Origin of the sequence: Paenibacillus sp. OK060 (genome assembly GCF_900101205.1) — a bacterium.
GTDB classification, from domain to species: domain Bacteria; phylum Bacillota; class Bacilli; order Paenibacillales; family Paenibacillaceae; genus Paenibacillus; species Paenibacillus marchantiae.
This window is the reverse complement of sequence record NZ_FNFR01000006.1, coordinates 122884-144258: the sequence shown is the minus strand read 5'-3', so window position 1 is coordinate 144258 and position 21375 is coordinate 122884. Positions and strand designations below refer to the sequence as shown.

Genomic DNA, 21375 nt, shown 5'->3' with positions numbered 1-21375 from the left:
GCTGGTTGCTTACAGCATGGGGGGACGGGAATATGGACCAACTGCTGCATCATTTGCGTCATCTGGGGTTTACCGAGATGGAATCTAAAATTATGGTGGAACTCGCTCGCCAAGGCTCAGCCTCGGGATATGAGGTTGCGAAAAGGCTGGGAGTGTCCCGTTCCAATGTATATGCCACCCTGCAACGGCTGGAACAGCGGGGATTCCTGCGTTGCAGCGCAGGCGAGCCTGCGAAATACAGTGTATTGAAGCCTGAGGAGATGACAAGTATGATCTCCGGTCAGATGCGTGCATCCCTTGAATATGTGCAGAGCAGTATGCCGCAGCATGAGCCGGAGAAGCCGGTCTTTTACAATATTGAAGGCGACAAAAATGTATTTGAGAATCTAAGCCGTGAACTGGCTGAGGCCAAACATGAGATTGTGGTGGACGTATGGCGTGAGGAAGCAGAGTTGTTACGTGCAGACTTGCAACGTGCTGAAGACCGAGGTGTGCGCCTGTTATGGTCATGTGATGGTGGAGAGGGTATTATGGATCAGCCCGCTCCTTGGCCTGGTTTGCCTTCATACGGAGCAGGGAATGGCCGGAAGTTCTCTTTAGTGGTAGATCGTCGTTGGTGCATGTTAGGGATGCGCGGAGAATCTTGCGCCACTCAGGCGATGGTGACAGAACATCCGGTCATGACCGGACTGCTGTTGAATCATTTTGCTCAGGAATTGGTGTTGTATGAACTGGAGCAGGACATGGGGGAGGAACTGGAGTCTCGATACGGGCCTCGATACCAAAACCTGTCAGCACGTTATTGGTCAGTACCTTCAGATATCCTATGAACTCCAAAATACATGCTTAAAGGAAGCAGGCGTTGCCATGAGGCAGACGCCTCTTCTTGCTAGTTAACAGAAGCAGTGATGTTCATCACAGCAAATGTTCCCTGTTGAGCTAATGTAATAGGGTATGAATTCATGCTATTTTTGAGAAAATGAAGCTATGAACGTAACTTTATCATAGGCAAAATTGGTTAGTTTTTGGGCACGTGAACTAACGCTTCAAGTACATCGATATAATATTCCGTACCGTGTGGCACGAACTCGGCTGCTCTAATCTCGCGCATGTGACGTGTTTGAACGTGAAGAGGAACAGAGTTACTATTTGCCTGATCCGCCTGGTCGGAAGCTGACTGCACGGCTTGCACTCCTGCGGCTTGAATCACATGAGTTTCGCCACGGAACAAGGCAATCAAGTCATCCAAAGGCACTTCGTATAAGCTGTCGACTTCGCTTACCTGCAAGGTATAGGCTTCTAGAGGCTGGTTCAAGCACAGTCCAAAGACGGAGCTGAATTCCCGATCGATAAAAGGTACACCGCGAACCTGCCCTTCAAGTTGCTGTCTTGCCGTCAACAGGTAGGTCAGCGTTTCAAAAGGTGCTTGCACGCCCAGTTCTTCCTCCAGCTCACGACTGGCTTCATGCAGCTGTTCGCCGGCTGTGAGATGCCCTGCTGCGGTAATGTCGTAACATCCGGGGAAGGTATCCTTGATATCCCGTCTTCGCTGAAATAGAACCAACCGCTGTGAGCCTTCGTCCCGCACGATCCAGCAGTGGAATGAACGGTGCCAGAATCCCTTGGCATGAACCACGCTGCGCAGCTCTGTACCTATCCAATTTTGCTGATCGTCGTAAATATCGAAACGTTCTGGGGTCATGATACGTATCTCCTTATATAGCAAGTTTTAAAGTTCAAAATTTCACAAAGTATGTTTTAAACGAAAGGGGAACCATCTTATGGAATGCATTGTACACTTTCAGGTCATTTATCCGCAACCTCAGGAACGTAAAAGTCTTAGAGGATTGATTATGGTAGGGCAAGGTCAGGAACCGGCGAATAGCCAGCTAACAACGATGTTTAAGGATATGGGATTCAACGTACGTCTGGAAGACGAGAGCCAATTGTTGTTTAAACCTGTGGATGCGTCGATGAATTTTGATTATATCCGGGTAACAGAGCTCGATACCGGGGAAGAGGTTTATAAGGAAGATCGGGATTTGAAGTCGATTTTGGAGCACTTGTTGCCGCGTCGATTCTAGTTTGTAAGCATGGTGAGCGTAAGATAATAATGACATTAGAGCAACATACCTGCTTGTGAGATAAAGAAAGGCCCCACCTTTACGGTGAGACCTTTCATGTGGTTGCCGATTTGATTCCACCCGCTCCGTGCGGGATTGCAACAACACGGATGAAGAAGCATGACGGACAGATCAAGCAGGAGTTTTTTTACATAAGCCTTTATATATTAACAATTATCCACTACTGTTCTCTATAGAGAGTTTGGGTACACTGTAAATTCTGATGCACTTCAAGCATGGAAACGATTAAGCCGTTGCGCCGTTACCTTCAGCTTCCAGCTCTGAAGTACAGTGCGAACAGCGAGTAGCCGCAGCCGGAATTTCGGACAGACAATATTTGCAAGCCTTGGTCGTTTTTTGCGGCTCGGGCTTTTTGTGTTCTTTGCTTTTGATGTAATTGATACCCTTCACGAGCATGAAAATACAGAAAGCGACGATGAGAAAATCAATCATCACGTTGATGAACTGCCCATATGCAATCACCGTAGCGCCAGCCTCATTGGCTTGAGCGAGTGTTGTGATCTCCTGTCCACTGGCTGTTTTCATATCCCGATCCAGATTAATGATTTTCTGACTGAAATCAATGCCTCCAAGCAGTTTACCTACCGGTGGCATGATAATGTCATTCACGAGGGACGTGACAATTTTACCAAAAGCAGCCCCGATAATGACACCGACTGCCAAATCGATGACGTTGCCACGTACAGCAAATTCTTTAAATTCCTTTAGTACGCCTTTCATGTCTGCAAATCTCCTTTACCAAATATATTCATAATACAGGCGGCGTTTCCATCGATTCTCCGTTCGGACACGCGCTTCCGTTCTCATATTGTACATAAAAAAACCGCAGCAATCATCCCTTTAATGCAAATTAAGACAAGTTTCCGCAACTTCCATGAAAATACTTCTTTATTTCACGGCGCCGATTCGGTATACTTCTAACATTATCAGTTCCGGTCATACTTTTACATTCAGGTTCGCGATCATACATTGTAACGAATCATGGAGCTCTAAAAATTTAATATGCCGACTCGTATATGTGCAGGAATAGGCCTGCATGTTTCTACCCGATCACCGGAATGATCGGACTACGGGAAAGATCCTGCAACGTTGTTAAGGTATGGAGAGAGATGATTATCGGGCAGTGTGTCTGAAAAAGGATGTTCAAGTAGCTTCATATCCCTTCTTGAATAGGGAGTGAGGTTTGCTCTGAGTTATCCTGTTATCATGCTCTTCCATTACACTACACTTGCAGTATCCATGCGGCTTGTCCACATATGTACAAGTCCGTCTTTTCCCGTCTCCGGTTTTTCCGCAGCGTGTAAAAAGGCGGGCTTTTTGTTTTTTTACAGAGGGGATCGAGGTCATGCAGGCTTCTGTACGGGAGGGCGCACAGGGGGAAGAATTACGATGCAATTGTTAAAAGACAAGGTAATACAGGAAGGCATTGTCCTGTCCGAGCAGGTACTCAAAGTGGATTCATTCCTGAACCACCAGATGGACCCGGTTTTGATGAAGGAAGTCGGTAAGGAGTTCATCCGTCGTTTTGAAGGGGAGAACATTACACGTGTACTGACGATTGAATCCTCAGGGATCGCACCAGGCATCATGACTGCGCTGGAACTCAACGTGCCGCTTATTTTTGCACGGAAGCAGAAGTCACTTACACTCACGGAAGACATTCTGGTTGAGAAAGTGTACTCCTTTACGAAGCAGGAGACCAATGAAATTACAGTTGCGAAGAAGTTCATGCAGCCTGGTGACCGTGTACTGATCATCGATGACTTTCTGGCCAATGGCGAGGCAGCATTTGGTCTGGCCCGCATTGTGGAGCAAGTAGGTGCTGAAGTGGTTGGTATTGGCATCGTGATTGAAAAGGCGTTCCAACCAGGAGGCCGCTTGCTGAAAGAGGCAGGATACCGTGTGGAATCGCTGGTTCGCATCGGGGCGTTATCAGACGGACAAGTTACGTTTGCGGACGAGGAGGTCACGATCTAATATGGCACGCGAACGTATTTTTCAGCGGCATCGTCACCCGATCAAAACCTTTTCTCTGGGTCTCCAGCACGTTCTTGCGATGTATGCAGGAGCTGTCGTTGTACCGATTATTGTCAGCAAGGCCCTTGGTTTTACTACGGAGCAGTTGACCTATCTGATTGCGATTGACCTGCTCGCCTGTGGTGTGGCAACACTGCTTCAGGTATGGGGCAATCGTTTCTTCGGAGTGGGGCTGCCCGTCATGCTTGGTTGTGCATTCCAGGCTGTATCACCGATGATTTTAATTGGGATGAAGAGCGGTGTGTCTGCCATTTATGGTGCGATCATTGCTTCAGGGATATTCGTTGTATTGTTCTCGGGCATTTTTGGCAAATTGATTCGGCTCTTCCCGCCAGTCGTCACTGGATCAGTAGTAACCATTATTGGTCTGACCCTGATTCCGGTTGCGTTCAACGATCTCGGCGGCGGTCAGGGTGCAGAGGACTTTGGCAGTGGGGTTCATCTTCTGCTCGGATTCGGCGTATTGGTGTTCATCATTCTGATGACACGGTTCACGACAGGATTCGTTCGTTCCATCTCGGTGCTGATCGGCCTTCTCGTGGGCACAGTGGCAGCAGGGCTTATGGGTGAAGTGAACTTTGCGCCAATTCGTGAAGCAAGCTGGTTCCATGTCGTGCAGCCGTTCTACTTTGGTACGCCGACATTTGAGATTGTACCGATTCTGACCATGATTCTAGTGGCGATTGTCAGCGTAGCTGAATCTACTGGTGTATTCATGGCTCTTGGCAAAATTTTGGATAAAGACCTGTCCTCCAAAGATCTGGCTCGTGGCTACCGTGCAGAAGGTTTGGCGATTGTGCTGGGTGGTATCTTCAACTCATTCCCTTACACGACCTATTCACAAAACGTAGGGCTTGTACAGATGACTCGTGTCAAAACGCGTGATGTTATCGTTGTAGCGGGTGGACTGCTTGTGGTTATCGGCTTTGTACCGAAGATTGCTGCATTGGCGCAGCTTGTTCCAGGTTCTGTTCTTGGCGGGGCCATGGTTGCATTGTTCGGTATGGTGGTATCGTCAGGTATTCGTATTCTGGGCAGCCAGGTTGATTTGAACCGTCATGAGAACCTGTTCATCATCGCCTGCTCTGTAGGCATGGGTCTGGGTGTAACGGTTGTGCCTCAATTGTTCGCAGGTGCGCCGGACTGGGCACAGATTATGCTCGGTAACGGAATTATTGCAGGTAGCTTTACGGCCATTTTCATGAATTTGCTCTTTAATGGTCTGGGTACTCAAGCAAGGGCTGCCAAAATGGCTGAACGTCAAGCGGATGTGATTCTTGGAGATAACGGCAAGTCGGCGTAAAAAGTAAAGAACTGAAATCATCGTTGTTATTACCCGATGCCTTCAACATGTATATTATGTTAACTTTAAATTCCTCATGGATTGAATAATAAATGTTGTGAATAAAAAAGTTAAACGGCCTGAACTATTCAGGGGATGAATCATCTATCCTGTTAATCGTTATTGAAGGCATAATAAACGGAACACCGGAGACCTTGCTCGTTAGAGAGCAGGAGATCCGGTGTTTTTTCTTTTTTTTGCCCAAAACAAGATGGATTATTATGTAGACTCACATGATGAATTACTTTGAGATGAAGCCGATAGAAATGTTACATCTTACAGATGCCGCATCTGTTTCTCTGCAAAGTCTCCGACCCACGGCAGCTTAAGCCATTTGCCTTGCAGACTGGTGACTACCATGAGAAGCCAGACCACCACACCAAGCAGGGATAACAGCGAAGCCAGCAGTGGCCCAAACAGTGGGAGGAATGCACACAACACATGACCGACCATAATGAGGCCAAATACCGTAACGGATTGAAGTGCATGAAACAGAACGAATCGGCTTCGTTTTTCTACAGCCAGAAAGACGATTCCACCTACAAAAGTGAACAGATAACAGAGCATGCCGGCAATATTTTCATCCAGACCGCTTGATGATTTCATGGGGGACATTCGGTCCAGCCTCCTTTGTCCTTTTTAACTATGTTATGAAGGAGGTGGACAGAACTGAACCGGATGGGACGAAATGTATCTTTGCTAGCTTAAAAGGGACATGTTCCTAATACTGCCCTGGAACATGCCCCTTTCCTTGCCTCATTATATAACTTAACGGTCACCCCGCTGGAAATGTCTGCGTGGATGTGTGGTCTTGCCAATCTTATCGGTATCATTCTCTTTAGGAACCAAACGCTCGTCGGTACGACCTTCGTGATGGTTGTCAAAAGTGAATTCCGTCAGTTCCCATTCCGTCTTGCCGAGAACGGGATCGGCCGGGAATTGTTGTCCGCGATGCAGATGTTCTTCTTGTCCGGCTTCGTTGGTATATATTCCGTCCACTTCCACCTTTTCATGCGAAAGGGGCAGCATTTCTTTATCTTTCTGATCCATAAAACAACGCCTCCTTAGATCCCAGTATTTTAACTGTATGGGTTGTCCGTGATAATATCCCCCGAATAGTTCAGTGTTATGCTGGATATATTAATTCCGTATAGAAGTATCGTATTTATAACATATGATTCGGAATTAAACTTTTTGGGCATAAAAACCGTTATAAATATTAGGTAAAATCGTCAAGTCGTCAGATACTTCCGAATATGCTACAATAAGATTATGATTCACACCGAATCATATCGGGTATTTATAGTGTCAGGTACTTGCTTAAGCAAGGGTTCCCGACCTAAAGCTTGCTTTGAGCCGCGCACACAACTTCATGGATGGCATTTAAGACTTATTCGGCATTCTCTAAACGGAGCATTCACTTTCAACGTTTTGGGAGGGAATTACAATGGCAACGAAAGGTCACAATGAGGTCAAAGAAAGTTTGAGGGAAATGACTCGGATTTTCCGTCCTAAAGATCCAAAAAAATTCGTGAAGGAGTACGTGAGAAAATACCGGATTACGGGTGGATACGAGGAAGAATTGACTTCTGTGGTTGAGCATGAGCTTGTCAAGATGGATTCTTCCGTGTCCTGAAACACACACAACTCTGATTATACTGTTCCGATATGAATAGAACCGTCTCCCGGGCGTTAAGCTCCGGCAGACGGTTTTTTTTGATTGAAAAATGATATGTACATATTTCCAACGTGTAAACCTTTCATCTAAAAGAAAACAGAATTAGCTGTAGAGCTTCGCTCCACTTTTGGGGGCTTTGTTCCGTTCCTGCTGCATATACATGGAAGTACACATATGGCAGGAAGGATGAATGCATGTGGACCCTATTTTGAAAACGAAAGAAGAGATTGGCTACATGCGGGAAGCAGGACGGATCCTGCGAAGCTGTCACGAGCATATTGAAAAGTGGCTGGCCCCCGGTGTAACGACAGGAGATATTGACGAACGGGTGGAGGCTTTTTTGGCTGAAAGAGGAGCTACACCTGAGCAAAAGGGGTACAAAGGCTATCCTTACGCTACATGCGCTTCAGTTAATGAAGTGGTTTGCCATGGCTTCCCTAATGACCGGAAACTGGCTGAAGGCGATGTGGTGACCATTGATATGGTGGTGAACAAAGACGGCTGGCTTGCCGATTCTGCATGGACGTATGGGATCGGTGAACAACGCAGGTCCATACGCAAACTAATGAATCGAACGGAAAGGGCGCTTCATAAGGCGATAGCACAGGCAGTTCCAGGAAATACACTGGGGGATATCGGTAACGCGATTGAACGGACAGCGAGGCTGTATCGTTACGGGATTGTGAAGCCTCTTATTGGTCATGGGATCGGTCAGTACATCCATGAACCTCCGAATGTCCTCCCTTACGGAAAACGCAGGACGGGCATGATGCTGACAGAGGGCATGGTCATTACGATTGAGCCTATATTTACGAAAGGTAGCTCTGGAGCAGTTGTATGGGATGAGGATGGCTGGACGGTGAGAACAGTGGATGGAAGCTGGGGCGTCCAGTATGAGCATACGGTAGCCATAACAAGTGAGGGTCCTCTTATACTAACTGACGGGACTTAGACGCTGTATCTATGGCAAGCTGGTAAGGGTGCCGCATACGGTGTAAGAGATATACAATAGGTTCAGGCTCCATGCCGTTTGGTTCTAAAAGGGAGCGGTATGGAGCTTTACTGCGGCTTCCAGTAGTTGTAAGAGAAACAAGCTGATGCAGGCTTTTCTGTTTTGCATAATACTGCATGTTTTCAATGTGAGAAAAATCGGCAAAAAAATCAATTTCATCACCGAAATTTGGCAAAAATTTTCAAAAGTAGAGAGTAATATTTTTAACTGAAATCGGTTACAAATCAAGTTGTGGTGCGGTTTTTTTACATATAGTGAACAATTTGTGAACATGTGTCCAAAGATTGACAAAATCATACCCTCAACTTATATTTAATAAGTGATTGAACCATATAGAATGAATTGGAAGAATGCGCAGACATGCCCTTAGCAGGAAATGACGGGTGTAGTGGAAGCGTTATTTTTGTAAGCGTTCTGTATGTCGGACAGGATTACGTGTATCGTGCTGAAATGAACTGAATTAAGTTTATTTTGGGCGACAACGGCAATCTACGAAAATGTTAAAAAAGTGGGGTAGATCAATGATGAAACAGTGGCAGGTTGCAAAGCGAATTCTCCCCTTGCTGGCGGTGTTCTCTTTGCTGCTATCCGCATGCGGGCGGGAAGACTTGTCGGTAATGAAACCTCAGGGTCCTGTGGCGCAAGGCCAATATGATCTGATGAAGCTGTCCATTGCGATTATGATCGTGGTGCTCATCATTGTATTTGCTATTGCTGCGTATGTGTTGATCCGGTTTCGCAGACGAGCCGGGCAGAATGAAATGCCCGAACAGGTTGAAGGTAATTTCAAGCTGGAAGTAATATGGACAGCCATTCCGTTGCTGCTCGTAATTGTTCTGGCAGTACCGACGGTAAAAACGATTTTTGCCCAAGGCGAAGATCTGTCCAACGACAAAAATGCAATTCAGGTCAAAGTCACCTCGCATCAGTACTGGTGGGAATTCACTTATCCTCAATATGACGTAACCACCGCTCAAGATCTCATCATCCCGACCGGAAAGAAAATCGCATTCGAATTGAAAACCGCTGACGTGCTTCACTCCTTCTGGGTGCCGTCACTTGCGGGTAAAATGGACACAAACCCGGATGGAACGCTTAACAAGTTCAGCTTCTCGGCGCCAAATGAAGGCGTTTACCGAGGCAAATGTGCTGAATTATGTGGCAGGTCGCATGCCTTCATGGAATTTAAGGTAAAAGCGGTCAGTCAGGAATCCTTTGACAAATGGGTTAACGAAATGAAAGCCCCGGCGGTACTTCCGGAAGATACCCAATTGGCTGAGAAGTTCAAAACGAACTGCCTTTCTTGCCATGCAGTTGGGGATCAGGGCGGGCCCGTTGCGCCTAACCTTACAGGTATCGGCGGCAAGCAATCCGTGGCAGGTATTCTGCTGAATCAGGGCGAAGGCCAGGAAGACGGTAATCCGGTGCTGGACAACATGAAAGAATGGCTCCATGATCCACAATCCGTGAAGCCGGGCAATACAATGCCTAATCCGAAAGACCTTGGACTCACAGATGAAGAAATCGACGGAATTGCCGAATATCTGGCCAACTACAAATTGGACTATGAATAGAACAGCAAGGACGAAGAAGGGGGTACACAACCTTGGCTCATGCGCATAGCGTCAAGCGGTATAGGGGCTTGATGGATTGGATCACCACCGTCGATCACAAAAAAATCGCCGTTCTCTATTTGATTGCGGGTGGATTTTTCTTCGGAATCGGCGGCATTGAAGCCATTTTGATTCGGATTCAGTTAATGAAACCGATGAATGATTTTGTGTCGGCACAGGTCTTCAACGAATTGATTACGATGCACGGAACAACGATGATTTTCCTTGGTGTTATGCCTATTATCTTTGCACTTATGAATGCTGTTGTACCTTTGCAAATTGGGGCACGGGACGTTGCTTTCCCTTTTGTTAACGCGCTTGGTTTCTGGACGTTCCTGTTTGGCGGACTGCTCTTGAACCTGAGCTGGTTGATGGGAGGGGCACCGGATGCCGGCTGGACTTCGTACACGCCACTCTCTGGCAGCGAGTACAGTGGGACGCACGGTGTGGATTTCTACACGATAGGTCTCCAGATCGCCGGTCTAGGGACACTCATCGGGGGCATTAACTTTCTCGCGACCATCATTACGATGCGTGCGCCGGGAATGTCCTATATGCGGATGCCGATGTTTACCTGGACCACATTTATTACATCAGCCATCATTCTTTTTGCATTCCCTGCCATTACGGTAGGACTTGTACTGTTAACGTTTGACCGTATACTTGGGGCGAATTTCTTCGATGTTGCAGGTGGCGGTAACCCGGTACTCTGGCAGCATATCTTCTGGATCTTCGGGCACCCGGAAGTATACATTCTCATCTTGCCGGCTTTTGGTATTATCTCGGAGGTTATTCCAACCTTTGCACGTAAAAGATTATTCGGTTACAGCTCCATGGTGTTTGCAACCATCCTGATCGCCTTCTTAGGATTCATGGTCTGGGCGCATCACATGTTTACGACAGGTCTGGGAACAGTCGCCAATGCATTGTTCTCGATCTCAACCATGTTGATTGCTGTACCAACAGGGATTAAAATATTTAACTGGCTCTTTACGATGTGGGGCGGACAGATTCGTTTTACGGCAGCAAACCTGTTTGCTGTTGGATTCGTTCCAACCTTCGTTATGGGCGGGGTTACTGGTGTCATGCTGGCCTCAGCGCCTGCGGATTTCCAGTTCCATGATACGTACTTTGTTGTGGCTCACTTCCATTACGTTATCGTTGGTGGATTGGTGCTAGGTTTGTTCTCTGGATTACATTACTGGTGGCCGAAGATGTTCGGTCGCGTCCTGAGCGAAACGCTCGGAAAGTGGACCTTCTGGACATTCATGATCGGTTTCCAATTAACGTTCTTCGTACAGCATTTCCTTGGTTTAATGGGGATGCAGCGCCGGATCGTTACATACTTGCCGAATCAGGATTTTGACCTGCTTAACCTGGTCAGTTCCGTTGGTGCATTCCTAATGGGTGTTGGGGTTATCATGTTCCTCGTGAACATCGTAATTACAACGAGAAAACCAGTTGATGCGCCGAATGATCCGTGGGAAGATGGTCGTACGTTGGAATGGTCAATCCCATCTCCGCCACCGGAATACAACTTTAAGCAGACTCCTCTGGTACGTGGAATCGATGCGTATTGGAAGGAAAAGATGGCTGGACATACGGAGATGACACCGGCCGAACCTGTTGGTTCGATTCATATGCCATCAGCGACTCCACTGCCGTTTGTTATGTCTGTCGGTATATTCATTGCCGGACTTGGTCTCATGTTCAGCAAAGATGATTTTGGCAATGCGTTTATGAACGGATTGTTTAACAATTACATTGTAGTCATTATTGGCCTTCTGATTACATTTGGTGCGATGGCGCTGCGGTCACTCTATGATGATCATGGCTGGCATATTGAACCGGAGGATCAGGATGAGAAGGGGGTTAGAACATGACAACTCCACATGCCGAACCGGTAAACGGCAAATTGCCGCATGAGCCGGAGAAAGCAACGCTGGAAGGACGCAACAAGCTTGTCGGCTTCTGGTTGTTCCTTGGCGGCGAGACCGTATTGTTCGGAACCCTCTTCGCAACCTTTTTGGCCCTCCGTGGCCAAACGAATGACGGACCGACGGCGAATGAATTGTTTCATCTGCCACTCGTGGCTGCAGCAACCTTTATTCTCTTAGTCAGCAGTTTGACAAGTGTATTTGCCATCCAGGCTATGCATAAGGGGAAGCGCAATGCTCTTGCTCTCTGGCTTGGCATTACCGTTGTACTGGGTCTTGGATTCCTCGGTCTGGAAATCTACGAGTTCTATGAATATGTGAAACATAAAGAGTTCGGCATGACTACAAGTGCATTCAGTTCAGCGTTCTACACGCTGGTTGGGTTCCACGGAGCTCACGTTGCATTCGGTATTATGTGGATTGGGCTCATTATCGGGCAACTGTTCAGAAAAGGATTAACGGTCGTAACTGCACCTAAAGTATACGTCTCCGCAATGTACTGGCACTTTATTGACGTGGTCTGGGTGTTTATCTTTACGGTCGTGTACCTGCTCGGAAAGGTGGGGTAACACATGTCGGTACAGGATAAGAGTGATCAGCAGCCTGTGAAGCATCGTCACCGGGCGGAAGGGCCACAGAAACACGTCGTTGTTTTTATTTTCTCAATTGTCCTGACGCTAATTGCGTTCGCGGCTGCTGCCGCGGGAGGAGTCAATACGACCTTTACCATTATTATATTGGTGGTTATGGCGATCCTTCAGGTGTTTGTACAGCTCGGTTACTGGATGCACTTGAAGGATAAAGGGCATTTAATGCCGATCCTGTTCATGAGCTTCGGATTTTTCGTAGCTTTTACGTGCATCATTATGGCACTCTATTGGGTTTGGTGGTAAAAGAGATGGCGGCGGCGCAGTGTCGCCGTCTTTTCCCCTTTTAGGCGGATCAATCACTCAATGGATTCAGGCAACAACCAAATCAGGTCACGGGGAGGTTTCCCGTATGCTCGGGTTGCAATATTTTAGTTTCAACGATTTATGGAGTCCACTTATTATGGCATTGTTTCTGCTCATTGCTGCAGCTTATCTAGTGCTCGTTGGTCCGTTCAGTGAGCGGATCAAGGGGGCAGATCAGGCTACGGTCGCACAGAAAATGATGTTTATTACTGGGCTTACCGTGTTGTATCTTGCACAAGCGGGGCCATTCAATCTGCTGGGTCATGTGATGTTCAGCTTCCATATGGTGAGTATGGCTCTGTCCTATCTGGTAGCGCCACCGCTATTGATGAAGGGATTACCCCTCTGGGTATGGCGCGGAATCATCCGGTGGCTGCCGACACGGCAGTTATCTTTTTTGGCTCATCCGATCGTGGCGGCTGTGCTGTTTAACGGGTTGTTCTCGTTATATCATCTACCCGTGGTACATGATTACGTGATGTTAAATTTTACGGTTCACCGTTTGTATTACATTGTACTTTTCATTACTTCCATGCTGATGTGGTGGACGCTGCTCAATCCGTTGCCGGAAGGGAGACAAGCGTCGGGGCTGTCTAAAATTGGTTTTATTTTTCTGAACATGGTGCTTCTGACACCAGCTTGTGGACTAATTATTTTTGCCTCCGAACCCTTGTATGCGACCTACAGCAATCCTGCCGTATGGGCTGAGGCGATGCGGTATTGTGTCTCCGGGGATTCCACAGCATTGCTGCGATCGTTCGGTGGACCGGCGTTCTTCAACTTTCTGTCCTCTGCCAAGGAGGATCAGCAGGTGGGCGGTATTTTGATGAAATTCATACAGGAAGGCATCTTCGTCTCCATGCTGGCGTATGTCTTTTTCCAATGGTACCGCAAGGAAAAACGGGAAGATGATGATGATCCGTACCCTATAGAGAATACGGGAGGACCGCTCAATCCTGCAGCGAAATAACACAAGTTTTGTTTGGACAAGAGGGGGAAACACACGATGGATATGTATTTTCTGCTACCCACGATCAGTACTTCTTTCATTGTGATTAGCGCAGTGCTGGTTGGAATTGGCTGGGTGCTAATTATCCGTGGCAAACGGGAGGCGCACCAAACCGCGATGATTGCAGGGGCCATTGCTGCCCTTCTGTTCTTTGTCATTTATATGTCTCGTACCATCTTTGTCGGGAATACGGCTTGGGGTGGGGACCCGGAAATGGAGATCTTCTATCGAATATTTCTGATCTTTCATATTATCCTTGCCACGGTGGCAGCGGTCTTCGGGATTTCCACTTTGGTGCTTGGGTTCAAAAAGAAATTCAAGACACATCGCCGTTGGGGGAGATTTACATCCATGATCTGGTTTAGCAGTGCTATCACAGGCGTTATTGTATACGTTTTGTTGTACCTGCTGTATCCTGGTGGACACACTCGTCCGGTATGGGAAGTCATTTTGGGTGTTTAATGCAATGAATTGAATTCTTTGAAAATATGAAAATGGATGTATCCACCCGTGGATTGGTCCAAGCTTCCTCTCGCATTCATTCATAGAATGAGTTCGAGAGGGGGAAAACAAATGAAAAAAACAGTCCATGTAAGTCAAACGTATCCACGTCTCACGGTGTATTCAGAAGAGGATTATCGTGGAAGAAGCAGGGTATACCGTGGTAACACGGGTCTCCGTAATCTGGACAACATCCTGGGTGGGGTAGAAAGCCTGCGTTTCTTCTCGACAAGTTCGAATGCAACGTTGGTTGTGTTTACGAGACCTAACTTTCAAGGCGGATTCCGCGTCTTTCGTGGGAACACCAACTTGAGAGATTTGGATGATCTGATTCGTGGCAATGATGTGGAATCTTTGATTTCCACCAATCAACGGCTTACTTTGGACGAAATTCGTGCGATTCGCAGTAATCGCAGCCTGCCAAGTGGCTACAACCTCGTTTAAGGATTAAACCTCTTCAGTATTCAGGTGCCGAAAAAAAGGAAAGAGCTGTTCCGAATTGTGTTCGCACAATATAGGATACAGCTCTTTTTTTGGTTTGAGGAGTTATCCTAATCTCCACCACCGCCGCCACTGTCCCCACCGCCACTATCTCCACCACTGTCGTTGCTGGTTCCGCTATCGCTACTGTGATGGTAATTAGATCCCGAAAAAGAATCACTGTCATGATGCTTGTGATCGTGTGAATGTTTGGAATGATGAGTGTAGGAGCCATCATTGGTGGTAATGACCGGGTATGCCGGAGAAGAGTCGGTGTAGCCGTTGTTACGGCGAACTCGATGTCTGCCTTTTTTGGCAGCATGACGCTTGGGTTCATCCCGCAAAATGAGCCAGATGACCACGATAAGGAAGAGGAGCACAAAGCCGATCTCAACCAGCCAATCCATAGGTGAATCAATCCTTTCTATGTATCTCTATAGTATCTCTATAAGTTGAATGAATAAAATTACAATGAATCATTGTACATTTAGAATCAAGTTTTATTTTATCGTAACTCTGACGTGAATCCCATCCTTTCTTCCTGATTCAGGAAAATAAGGAGTTGACGGGAATAGGGAGTAGTCTGTATACTGTGTATAATGATATATACAGTGAGCACAGTCGAGATGGAAAGGCAGGCAATGATATGAACGAATGGAAGCAGGCCTGGTGGCTGACCCGCAGCGAGATGAACAAGGATAAGCTCCAATGGCTGTGGACCGCAATTTTTATGATATATACGGGCAGCATGAGCGGTGTGATGTTATTAGGACAACAGAAGACAGATTTCATTAATCCTGTTGTTGATACTTTCTTTTTGATCATGGTGCCATTTCAGGGGTTCGTGTTCAGCAGGCGTTCCTTCCGTTACATACAGGAGGATTCCTATACACAGATGTTGGCCTACTATCGCAGACTTCCCATTCCACACGAGACAGTGATGTGGTCGAGACTTCAGCAGGCTCTGATGGCGTTTACGTATAATGGTATCTTTTTCTATGGATCACTGTATGTGGTTGGGTTGCACGAGGAAGGGTTCCGGTGGGATCAGTACTTGGCCTTTGGTATAACTTGTACAGGTTACGGACTTCTCATGACAGGCTTATATATTTACGGAGAGTTTCTGCACAGTGGAAAAAAATATTTGCTTCTCAGTTCACTGTTTTTGCCGCTTACGATCATCCTATCCTTGCTGATCCGAACGTCGGGCAGTTACGGATTTTCGATTGTAATTGATATGAGTAAATCATGGGGGCTGCTTTCCCCGATTATGTGGGTTGCTTTGGTGGCTGGCATAGCGGGATTATGGCTTTTCAGTCGGTTGACGCTGAAGAAACTTTCCAATCGGGATTTGAGTTAACGGTATGAGGGATGAACGCAAAAATGAATACAGGATGAAACCGGCACGGACAGGTAACAGACTGGAGTGTACCGGAGGGCGAGGTGCAAGATGTGAAAATACCCATTCAAATTAATGAAAATAGCGCTGAACCTTTATACCACCAAATTGAAAATCAGTTAAGATCGTTAATTGTTACGGGTCAGTTGGGGGAGGGAACACATTTGCCGTCCATTCGCGAATTCGCCGGATCACTGAATTGCAGTGTTATAACGGTTAGACGGGTCTATCAGGATCTGGAGAATGAAGGGCTGCTTCGTACGAAGCAGGGGACGGGTACATTTGTGGCCCAGGTAGAAGCCGGCGACAGAGAACATTATAGATTGAAGGCCGCACAGGAAGCGATGCAGGCAGCGGTGCAGTCCGGAAAATCGGTGGGATGTACGGAAGAAGAACTGGAGAGTCTGTTCCGGGAAGTCCTCAAGGCAGTTTACTCGAAGTGAGGGAGTGATTCATACATGGAGCCCATAGCAGTTCAGTTGAACGGCGTATCCAAAATGCGAAAACGCAGAGTTATTGGCCCAATCGATCTGACCATCCCGGAAGGGTATGTAGTTGCTATTCTCGGTCATAACGGTTCAGGTAAAAGCACACTTCTTAACATGCTACAACAAGTGGTACTGCCAGATGCCGGGCAGATTATATGGTTTGGGAAGGAACATGAGGGGCCTCTTCCCATTGAACTGAGACAACAGATCGGTTTTGTGGCTGACAACGCTGGGCTCGAAGAGAACCGGATTACTGCACAGGAAGCAGCTGATTTTCGAGCCTACTGGTACCCGCGTTGGGATATGAAGTTGTTCAACCAACTGATTCACGATATGGAAGTACCTGTTGATGTGAAGCTGAACAAGATGTCGAAGGGAGAGCGACGGAAATTTGAGATCGCTGCTGCAATCGCAGCTCGCCCAAGACTATTGCTTTTGGATGAGCCTTCATCAGGACTGGACCCCTTTGCCTGGAAAGTGATGGTCGAGCAGTTCCGTACCTTCATGGCTGAGGGAGACACTACGATTCTGATTGCCACACATATTGCGGATGAAGTCAAAAGGCTCGCCGATTACATCGTATTGATGCACCGTGGTCAGTCCCTGGGGATGGCCGAGAAAGATATGGTGCTCGATCAGTGGAAAGAAGTCTGGTACGAAGGAGATTTACGACCAGAGAGTATCCCTGGGGTTGTGGAATCTTCTTCTGAAGAGAGAGGACTGGTTCGCGTCATTACTACCCGGGTTAGCGAAGCGCAGGAAAGGCTGGAGCTGGCAAATAACCGGGTATTGAAGATCCGTAACTTGGAATTGGATGAAGTCTTGGCATTCTGGATTGCCGGGTATGCACCCGTACAGTGGAAATAACCGAAGGGAGACGATAAATGATGAACCGATTGGAATTGAAGCAGGTAGTCAAGCAATATGCAGACAAAACGGCAGTTAATGGTGTGACGCTTAATGTACAAGAAGGGGAGATTTACGGTCTGCTCGGAGCCAACGGCGCTGGTAAAACAACAACGATGCGTATGGTGCTTGGGCTAATCCACCCGGACGGGGGAAGTATCCAGTACAACGGCAAACCCTATAGCAAAGAATTGCAGCAGATTATGGGATATCTTCCGGAAGAGCGCGGTTTGTACCCGAAGGTAAAGGTCAGTGAACAGATCAACTATCTGGCCCGTCTGCGCGGCATGAATGGAAAGGATGCGGATCAGAGCCTGAAGTATTGGTTGGACCGATTCGAAGTGCCGGAGTATTACGACAAGAAGATTGAGGAACTATCCAAAGGGAATCAGCAAAAGATGGGCTTTATTGCCGCAGTGGTTCACAGACCGCAAATTCTCATTCTGGATGAAGCCTTCAGCGGACTCGATCCGGTGAACGTGGAATTGCTGAAATCCACGGTGAAGGAGTTACGTGACGAAGGCACGGCCATTCTGTTCTCGACACACCGTATGGAGCACGTTGAAGAATTATGTCGTCAGATAACAATTCTGCATCGCTCCAATACCGTTGTGCAAGGAGAGATTAAAGAGATCAAGAGCCGTTATCCACGTGAGCATGTATTCCTGAGCACCACAGGTAATGTGGGCGGTCTGGAACAGCTGCCGGGTGTGAAAAAGGTAGAGCAAAATGAGCGTGGATACCTGATCCATATTGGTCAGATGGAAGCAGCTCAGGAAATTCTGAGAGCAGCCATGGCTCAGACGACCGTTGAACATTTTGAAATCAAGGAACCAACGCTTAACCAAATCTTTATTCGTGAGGTAGGTGAGTCGAATGAATAAAATGGGGACAATTATCGGATTTACGTTCAAAAACAAAGTAAAAACGAAGTCTTTCATGGTGACGACTATTGTACTTGCACTTTTAATTACGATTGGACTCAATATTCCATATTTCATTACTTTATTTAATGGCGGTCCCATCGGTGGAGGCTCGAGCACAAATCCGGTAAATATCGGTCTGCTGAGTAAAGGACAAACGGAGGTAGCCGAGAAGCTGGAGACATACTCCTCCGCACAAGGCAACCAGACGTATCGTTTTGTTAACGACGCGAGTAAAGATGAAGCGGCACTCAAAGCCGATGTGGAGTCGGAGCTTTTGGATGGGTACCTGAAGTTTGAACCTGTTGCAGGGCAAGACTTCCCACAACCTGTTTTGTACTCAAGTGAAGATATCTCCCCGCAGGTTATAGCACCCATTGAAGCTGCGCTGCAAATTGTGAAGCTGGATGTCGTGGTGAAAGATACACTCACGGCGGAACAAAAACAGCTCATCAGTACCCCGGTAAAACTGACAGAGCAAAGTCTTGATTCTAGCCAAAGTGGAGCTGCAGCGGAGTCGGAAGGTACCATGAGTGGCATCAACTACATTGTGGTATATCTGCTGATTATCCTGTTGTTCACATCAACGATGATGACAGGTAATATGATTGCTTCCGAGATTACAGCCGAGAAGAGCTCGCGTATTATGGAGATTTTGATTACGAGTGTATCTCCGCTCAGTCAGATGTTTGGTAAAATCATCGGTATTTTCATGGTAGGTTTGCTGCAAATCGGTATCTTCGGTGCAGTAGTTGCTGGTAATATGCTGTTACCGCATAACCGCGATGTATTGAGTGATTTCAACATGAACTTGGGTGATGTGAACGTCGCAGTCATTGTATATGGACTCATCTTCTACATTCTGGGTTACTTCCTGTATGCGGTGATGTTCGCGGCCATTGGTTCCATGGTGAGTCGGACAGAGGAACTGGGTCAGGCCGTGCTGCCGATTACGATGTTGTCCCTGGTTTCCTTCTATATTGCAATTTTCAGTATTGCTACACCGAACATCCTGTTGTTGAAAGTAGCAAGCTTCATTCCGTTCACATCGCCAACGGCAATTCTGGTACGGATTGGGGCAGGCGTTGCGCCAACCTGGCAGATCTGGACGTCCCTGGCCATTCTCGTGGTATCGATTATGATCTTCGGCTGGCTCGCAGCGAAAATCTATCGTACAGGTGTGCTGATGTATGGTAAACGCCCAACGTTCAAGGAATTGTTCAAAGCGATGAAGGCTTATAAGATCTAATCCAAGTTTACGAACAACACGACGTTATTAGTGGTTCAATAAAACTTCATGATCCAGAACGGAAATGGCTTGAGTAATTAAAGCAGAGAAGGTGCTATGCAATAGAGAGGAGCATCTTCTCTGCTTAATTCATAATAATCCAAATATCTTTATTCAAATTACTATATTGCTTAAAGGAGAATACATAATATGAAAAACTGGAAACGCATGCTCTTGTCCCTGACAATCTCGGTAGGTTTGCTCGCATCCGCAGTGCCAACGGCTATGGCCTCTCCGCAAGAGACATCGGTAAAGGTGAATGACGAAACGGTTGAATACACGGCGGGTGCACCGATCAACGATAAAGGAACAACACTTGTGCCGCTGCGCTCCACGTTGGACGCAATGGATGTGAAGCTGACGACAGCAACAGATGATACGATCACAGCCGTCGTTAACGGCAAGACGATTACTTTGAAGAGCAAGCTTACACGCATTAATGGCGTAACGTACGCGCCGATTCGTATTGTCGGGGATGCAACTGGTTATGAGGTCTGTTGGGATGCTGCTACACGCACAGTGCTGCTGGTTTCTAAGGGTGGCGAAACAGAGACTGTTCAAACCGGTGGACGTGGCTTCATGTGGGAAGTCGAAAGCAATGGCAACACAGTATATCTGGTAGGCTCAATGCATATTGCGGATGAAAGCTTTTATCCATTGCGCGAAGAGTTTGAAGAAGCCTTTACCGAGGCGGATTACTTAGGCGTAGAGATTGATATCAGCAAAGCGGCTGACGAAGCGCAGCAGAAGATTGTTCTGGATCTGGGCTCGTATCAGGATGGCACAACACTGAAAGATCACATCTCCAGCGAGACGTATGCTCAGGTGGGAGACATTTTGAAGAAGAATGGATTGGAAGCGAATGCACTGGATACCTTTAAGCCTTGGGTAGTGGAGAGCACACTGGCCAGCCTGAAATCCATGAAAGCGGGCTATGAAGCTTCTTCGGGGGTTGACCTATACTTCATACAGAAGGCAATCGAGCGCAAACTTCCGGTGATCGAATTGGAATCCTATCAATCTCAATTGGGAATGTTCAATGACTTCTCTAAGGAGCTGCAAGAGAAAACATTGAAAGCGACTTTGGACAATTTCGATGTGTTGGATGACAGCGTGAATCAAATGGCCGAAATGTGGAAGACAGGGAATGACGAACAACTGTTGGAGCTGACGAACAGCTTCTCTGATGATGAAGAATACAACAAAGCAATGCTGATCGACCGTAATGTTGGAATGGCTGATAAGATCGATGGTTACCTGAAAAACGGCAAAGGTGAAGAGTATTTCATCGTTGTTGGTGCGGCGCACTACTTGGGTGATCATGGGATTGTGAAGTTGCTGAAAGATAAAGGATATACAGTGGTACGAAAATAATAGAATTATAGCTCCTTATATGGGAGTTTGGTATTCTCTCCACATGATAGACAATAGTGAAAAAAGAGATCGTATAAAATCCCTCTCAAGCACTGGAAGCTTGAGGGGATTTTGTATGCCTGCGAAGAAGCAAGTAGTCGTCTATACGTGAGTGAATGAAGGCTTGATATTGAATTAATTAGGGTAGAGAGGGGTGATCTCTACCAAAATGTCGAATCAGGACTTTAGATTCAATCTCAGAAAGGTCTATTTACAAATATTAGAAAATCATTTAAAATAAATGTAAGCGTT

General features: G+C 46.9%; 24 protein-coding genes and 1 riboswitch. Of the genes, 19 read left to right on the top strand and 5 right to left on the bottom strand.

All coding sequences use genetic code 11. The annotated features are described in order from the left end of the window. Positions 1 to 32: 32 nt before the first annotated feature. The gene (locus tag BLS14_RS22200; RefSeq protein ID WP_079695773.1) at positions 33 to 830 is read left to right on the top strand and encodes a TrmB family transcriptional regulator; all 798 of its coding nucleotides are present in this window, start codon (positions 33 to 35) and stop codon (positions 828 to 830) included. A gap of 188 nt (positions 831 to 1018) precedes the next feature. Here the strand turns inward: BLS14_RS22200 and BLS14_RS22195 are convergent, their stop codons facing one another. Beyond that, entirely contained in the window at positions 1019 to 1702 is a 684-nt protein-coding gene (locus BLS14_RS22195) for an NUDIX hydrolase (protein WP_090953981.1), read from the bottom strand. Between the two features lie 79 nt (positions 1703 to 1781). On the opposite strand from BLS14_RS22195, the gene BLS14_RS22190 reads away from it, so the two are divergent. Then, the gene (locus tag BLS14_RS22190) at positions 1782 to 2084 is read left to right on the top strand and encodes a hypothetical protein (RefSeq protein WP_063567890.1); all 303 of its coding nucleotides are present in this window, start codon (positions 1782 to 1784) and stop codon (positions 2082 to 2084) included. A gap of 285 nt (positions 2085 to 2369) precedes the next feature. Here BLS14_RS22190 and mscL read toward each other — a convergent pair whose 3' ends face one another. Beyond that, on the bottom strand, positions 2370 to 2864 hold the full coding sequence (gene mscL, locus BLS14_RS22185; RefSeq protein ID WP_063567891.1) for a large conductance mechanosensitive channel protein MscL: 495 nt from the start codon (positions 2862 to 2864) through the stop codon (positions 2370 to 2372). Between the two features lie 270 nt (positions 2865 to 3134). Then, a riboswitch (purine riboswitch) is annotated at positions 3135 to 3234 on the top strand. Between the two features lie 299 nt (positions 3235 to 3533). On the opposite strand from mscL, the gene BLS14_RS22180 reads away from it, so the two are divergent. Both BLS14_RS22180 and BLS14_RS22175 read left to right on the top strand, forming a co-directional pair. Beyond that, a complete protein-coding gene (locus BLS14_RS22180; RefSeq protein WP_024632141.1) occupies positions 3534 to 4121 on the top strand; it encodes a xanthine phosphoribosyltransferase in 588 nt (195 codons plus the stop codon). A gap of 1 nt (position 4122) precedes the next feature. After that, a complete protein-coding gene (locus BLS14_RS22175) occupies positions 4123 to 5484 on the top strand; it encodes a nucleobase:cation symporter-2 family protein (protein WP_063567893.1) in 1362 nt (453 codons plus the stop codon). Positions 5485 to 5799: 315 nt separating this feature from the next. Here the strand turns inward: BLS14_RS22175 and BLS14_RS22170 are convergent, their stop codons facing one another. Continuing rightward, entirely contained in the window at positions 5800 to 6138 is a 339-nt protein-coding gene (locus BLS14_RS22170) for a DUF4870 domain-containing protein (protein WP_063567894.1), read from the bottom strand. 153 nt (positions 6139 to 6291) lie between these two features. After that, positions 6292 to 6573, bottom strand: a complete 282-nt coding sequence (locus BLS14_RS22165; protein WP_064642492.1) for a hypothetical protein — start codon at positions 6571 to 6573, stop codon at positions 6292 to 6294. Between the two features lie 397 nt (positions 6574 to 6970). Between BLS14_RS22165 and BLS14_RS22160 the strand changes: the two genes are divergently transcribed. From BLS14_RS22160 to BLS14_RS22120, 9 genes are all read left to right on the top strand, one after another. Beyond that, positions 6971 to 7159: a hypothetical protein gene (locus tag BLS14_RS22160; RefSeq protein WP_017690840.1), complete on the top strand. Its 189-nt coding sequence runs from the start codon at positions 6971 to 6973 to the stop codon at positions 7157 to 7159. A gap of 232 nt (positions 7160 to 7391) precedes the next feature. Next, positions 7392 to 8153, top strand: coding sequence for a type I methionyl aminopeptidase (map, locus tag BLS14_RS22155; protein ID WP_090953980.1), 762 nt, complete (start codon positions 7392 to 7394; stop codon positions 8151 to 8153). Between the two features lie 581 nt (positions 8154 to 8734). Next, on the top strand, positions 8735 to 9787 hold the full coding sequence (gene coxB, locus BLS14_RS22150; RefSeq protein ID WP_063567896.1) for a cytochrome c oxidase subunit II: 1053 nt from the start codon (positions 8735 to 8737) through the stop codon (positions 9785 to 9787). Between the two features lie 71 nt (positions 9788 to 9858). After that, positions 9859 to 11709, top strand: coding sequence for a cytochrome c oxidase subunit I (gene ctaD, locus BLS14_RS22145; protein ID WP_371121660.1), 1851 nt, complete (start codon positions 9859 to 9861; stop codon positions 11707 to 11709). Continuing rightward, positions 11706 to 12332, top strand: a complete 627-nt coding sequence (locus BLS14_RS22140; protein WP_063567898.1) for a cytochrome (ubi)quinol oxidase subunit III — start codon at positions 11706 to 11708, stop codon at positions 12330 to 12332. Before ctaD ends, BLS14_RS22140 begins: the two co-directional genes overlap by 4 nt. Before the next feature lie 3 nt (positions 12333 to 12335). Then, the gene (locus tag BLS14_RS22135; protein WP_063567899.1) at positions 12336 to 12656 is read left to right on the top strand and encodes a cytochrome C oxidase subunit IV family protein; all 321 of its coding nucleotides are present in this window, start codon (positions 12336 to 12338) and stop codon (positions 12654 to 12656) included. Positions 12657 to 12762: 106 nt separating this feature from the next. Next, positions 12763 to 13686: a cytochrome c oxidase assembly factor CtaG gene (gene ctaG / locus BLS14_RS22130; RefSeq protein WP_090953979.1), complete on the top strand. Its 924-nt coding sequence runs from the start codon at positions 12763 to 12765 to the stop codon at positions 13684 to 13686. A 36-nt stretch (positions 13687 to 13722) separates the two neighbouring features. Beyond that, positions 13723 to 14187 (top strand): DUF420 domain-containing protein, encoded by a 465-nt coding sequence (locus BLS14_RS22125; protein WP_024632131.1) that lies wholly within the window; start codon positions 13723 to 13725, stop codon positions 14185 to 14187. Positions 14188 to 14298: 111 nt separating this feature from the next. Further along, positions 14299 to 14670, top strand: coding sequence for a hypothetical protein (locus BLS14_RS22120; protein ID WP_063567901.1), 372 nt, complete (start codon positions 14299 to 14301; stop codon positions 14668 to 14670). A 107-nt stretch (positions 14671 to 14777) separates the two neighbouring features. On the opposite strand, the gene BLS14_RS22115 is transcribed toward BLS14_RS22120, so the two are convergent. After that, on the bottom strand, positions 14778 to 15113 hold the full coding sequence (locus tag BLS14_RS22115; RefSeq protein ID WP_090953977.1) for a hypothetical protein: 336 nt from the start codon (positions 15111 to 15113) through the stop codon (positions 14778 to 14780). A 239-nt stretch (positions 15114 to 15352) separates the two neighbouring features. On the opposite strand from BLS14_RS22115, the gene BLS14_RS22110 reads away from it, so the two are divergent. The 6 genes from BLS14_RS22110 to BLS14_RS22085 all read left to right on the top strand — a co-directional run bounded on the left by BLS14_RS22110 (position 15353) and on the right by BLS14_RS22085 (position 21084). Continuing rightward, a complete protein-coding gene (locus tag BLS14_RS22110; RefSeq protein ID WP_143021575.1) occupies positions 15353 to 16066 on the top strand; it encodes a hypothetical protein in 714 nt (237 codons plus the stop codon). Positions 16067 to 16158: 92 nt separating this feature from the next. Next, positions 16159 to 16548 carry a GntR family transcriptional regulator gene (locus tag BLS14_RS22105; protein ID WP_063567922.1) on the top strand — a complete coding sequence of 130 codons (390 nt, stop codon included), beginning with the start codon at positions 16159 to 16161 and terminating at the stop codon, positions 16546 to 16548. A 15-nt stretch (positions 16549 to 16563) separates the two neighbouring features. Next, positions 16564 to 17460 carry an ATP-binding cassette domain-containing protein gene (locus BLS14_RS22100; RefSeq protein WP_063567903.1) on the top strand — a complete coding sequence of 299 codons (897 nt, stop codon included), beginning with the start codon at positions 16564 to 16566 and terminating at the stop codon, positions 17458 to 17460. 20 nt (positions 17461 to 17480) lie between these two features. Continuing rightward, positions 17481 to 18383, top strand: coding sequence for an ABC transporter ATP-binding protein (locus BLS14_RS22095; protein ID WP_064642929.1), 903 nt, complete (start codon positions 17481 to 17483; stop codon positions 18381 to 18383). After that, positions 18376 to 19671 (top strand): ABC transporter permease, encoded by a 1296-nt coding sequence (locus tag BLS14_RS22090; protein ID WP_090953973.1) that lies wholly within the window; start codon positions 18376 to 18378, stop codon positions 19669 to 19671. Before BLS14_RS22095 ends, BLS14_RS22090 begins: the two co-directional genes overlap by 8 nt. A gap of 189 nt (positions 19672 to 19860) precedes the next feature. After that, complete coding sequence (locus BLS14_RS22085) at positions 19861 to 21084, top strand: TraB/GumN family protein (protein WP_090953971.1); 1224 nt, start codon at positions 19861 to 19863, stop codon at positions 21082 to 21084. Positions 21085 to 21375: the final 291 nt, after the last annotated feature.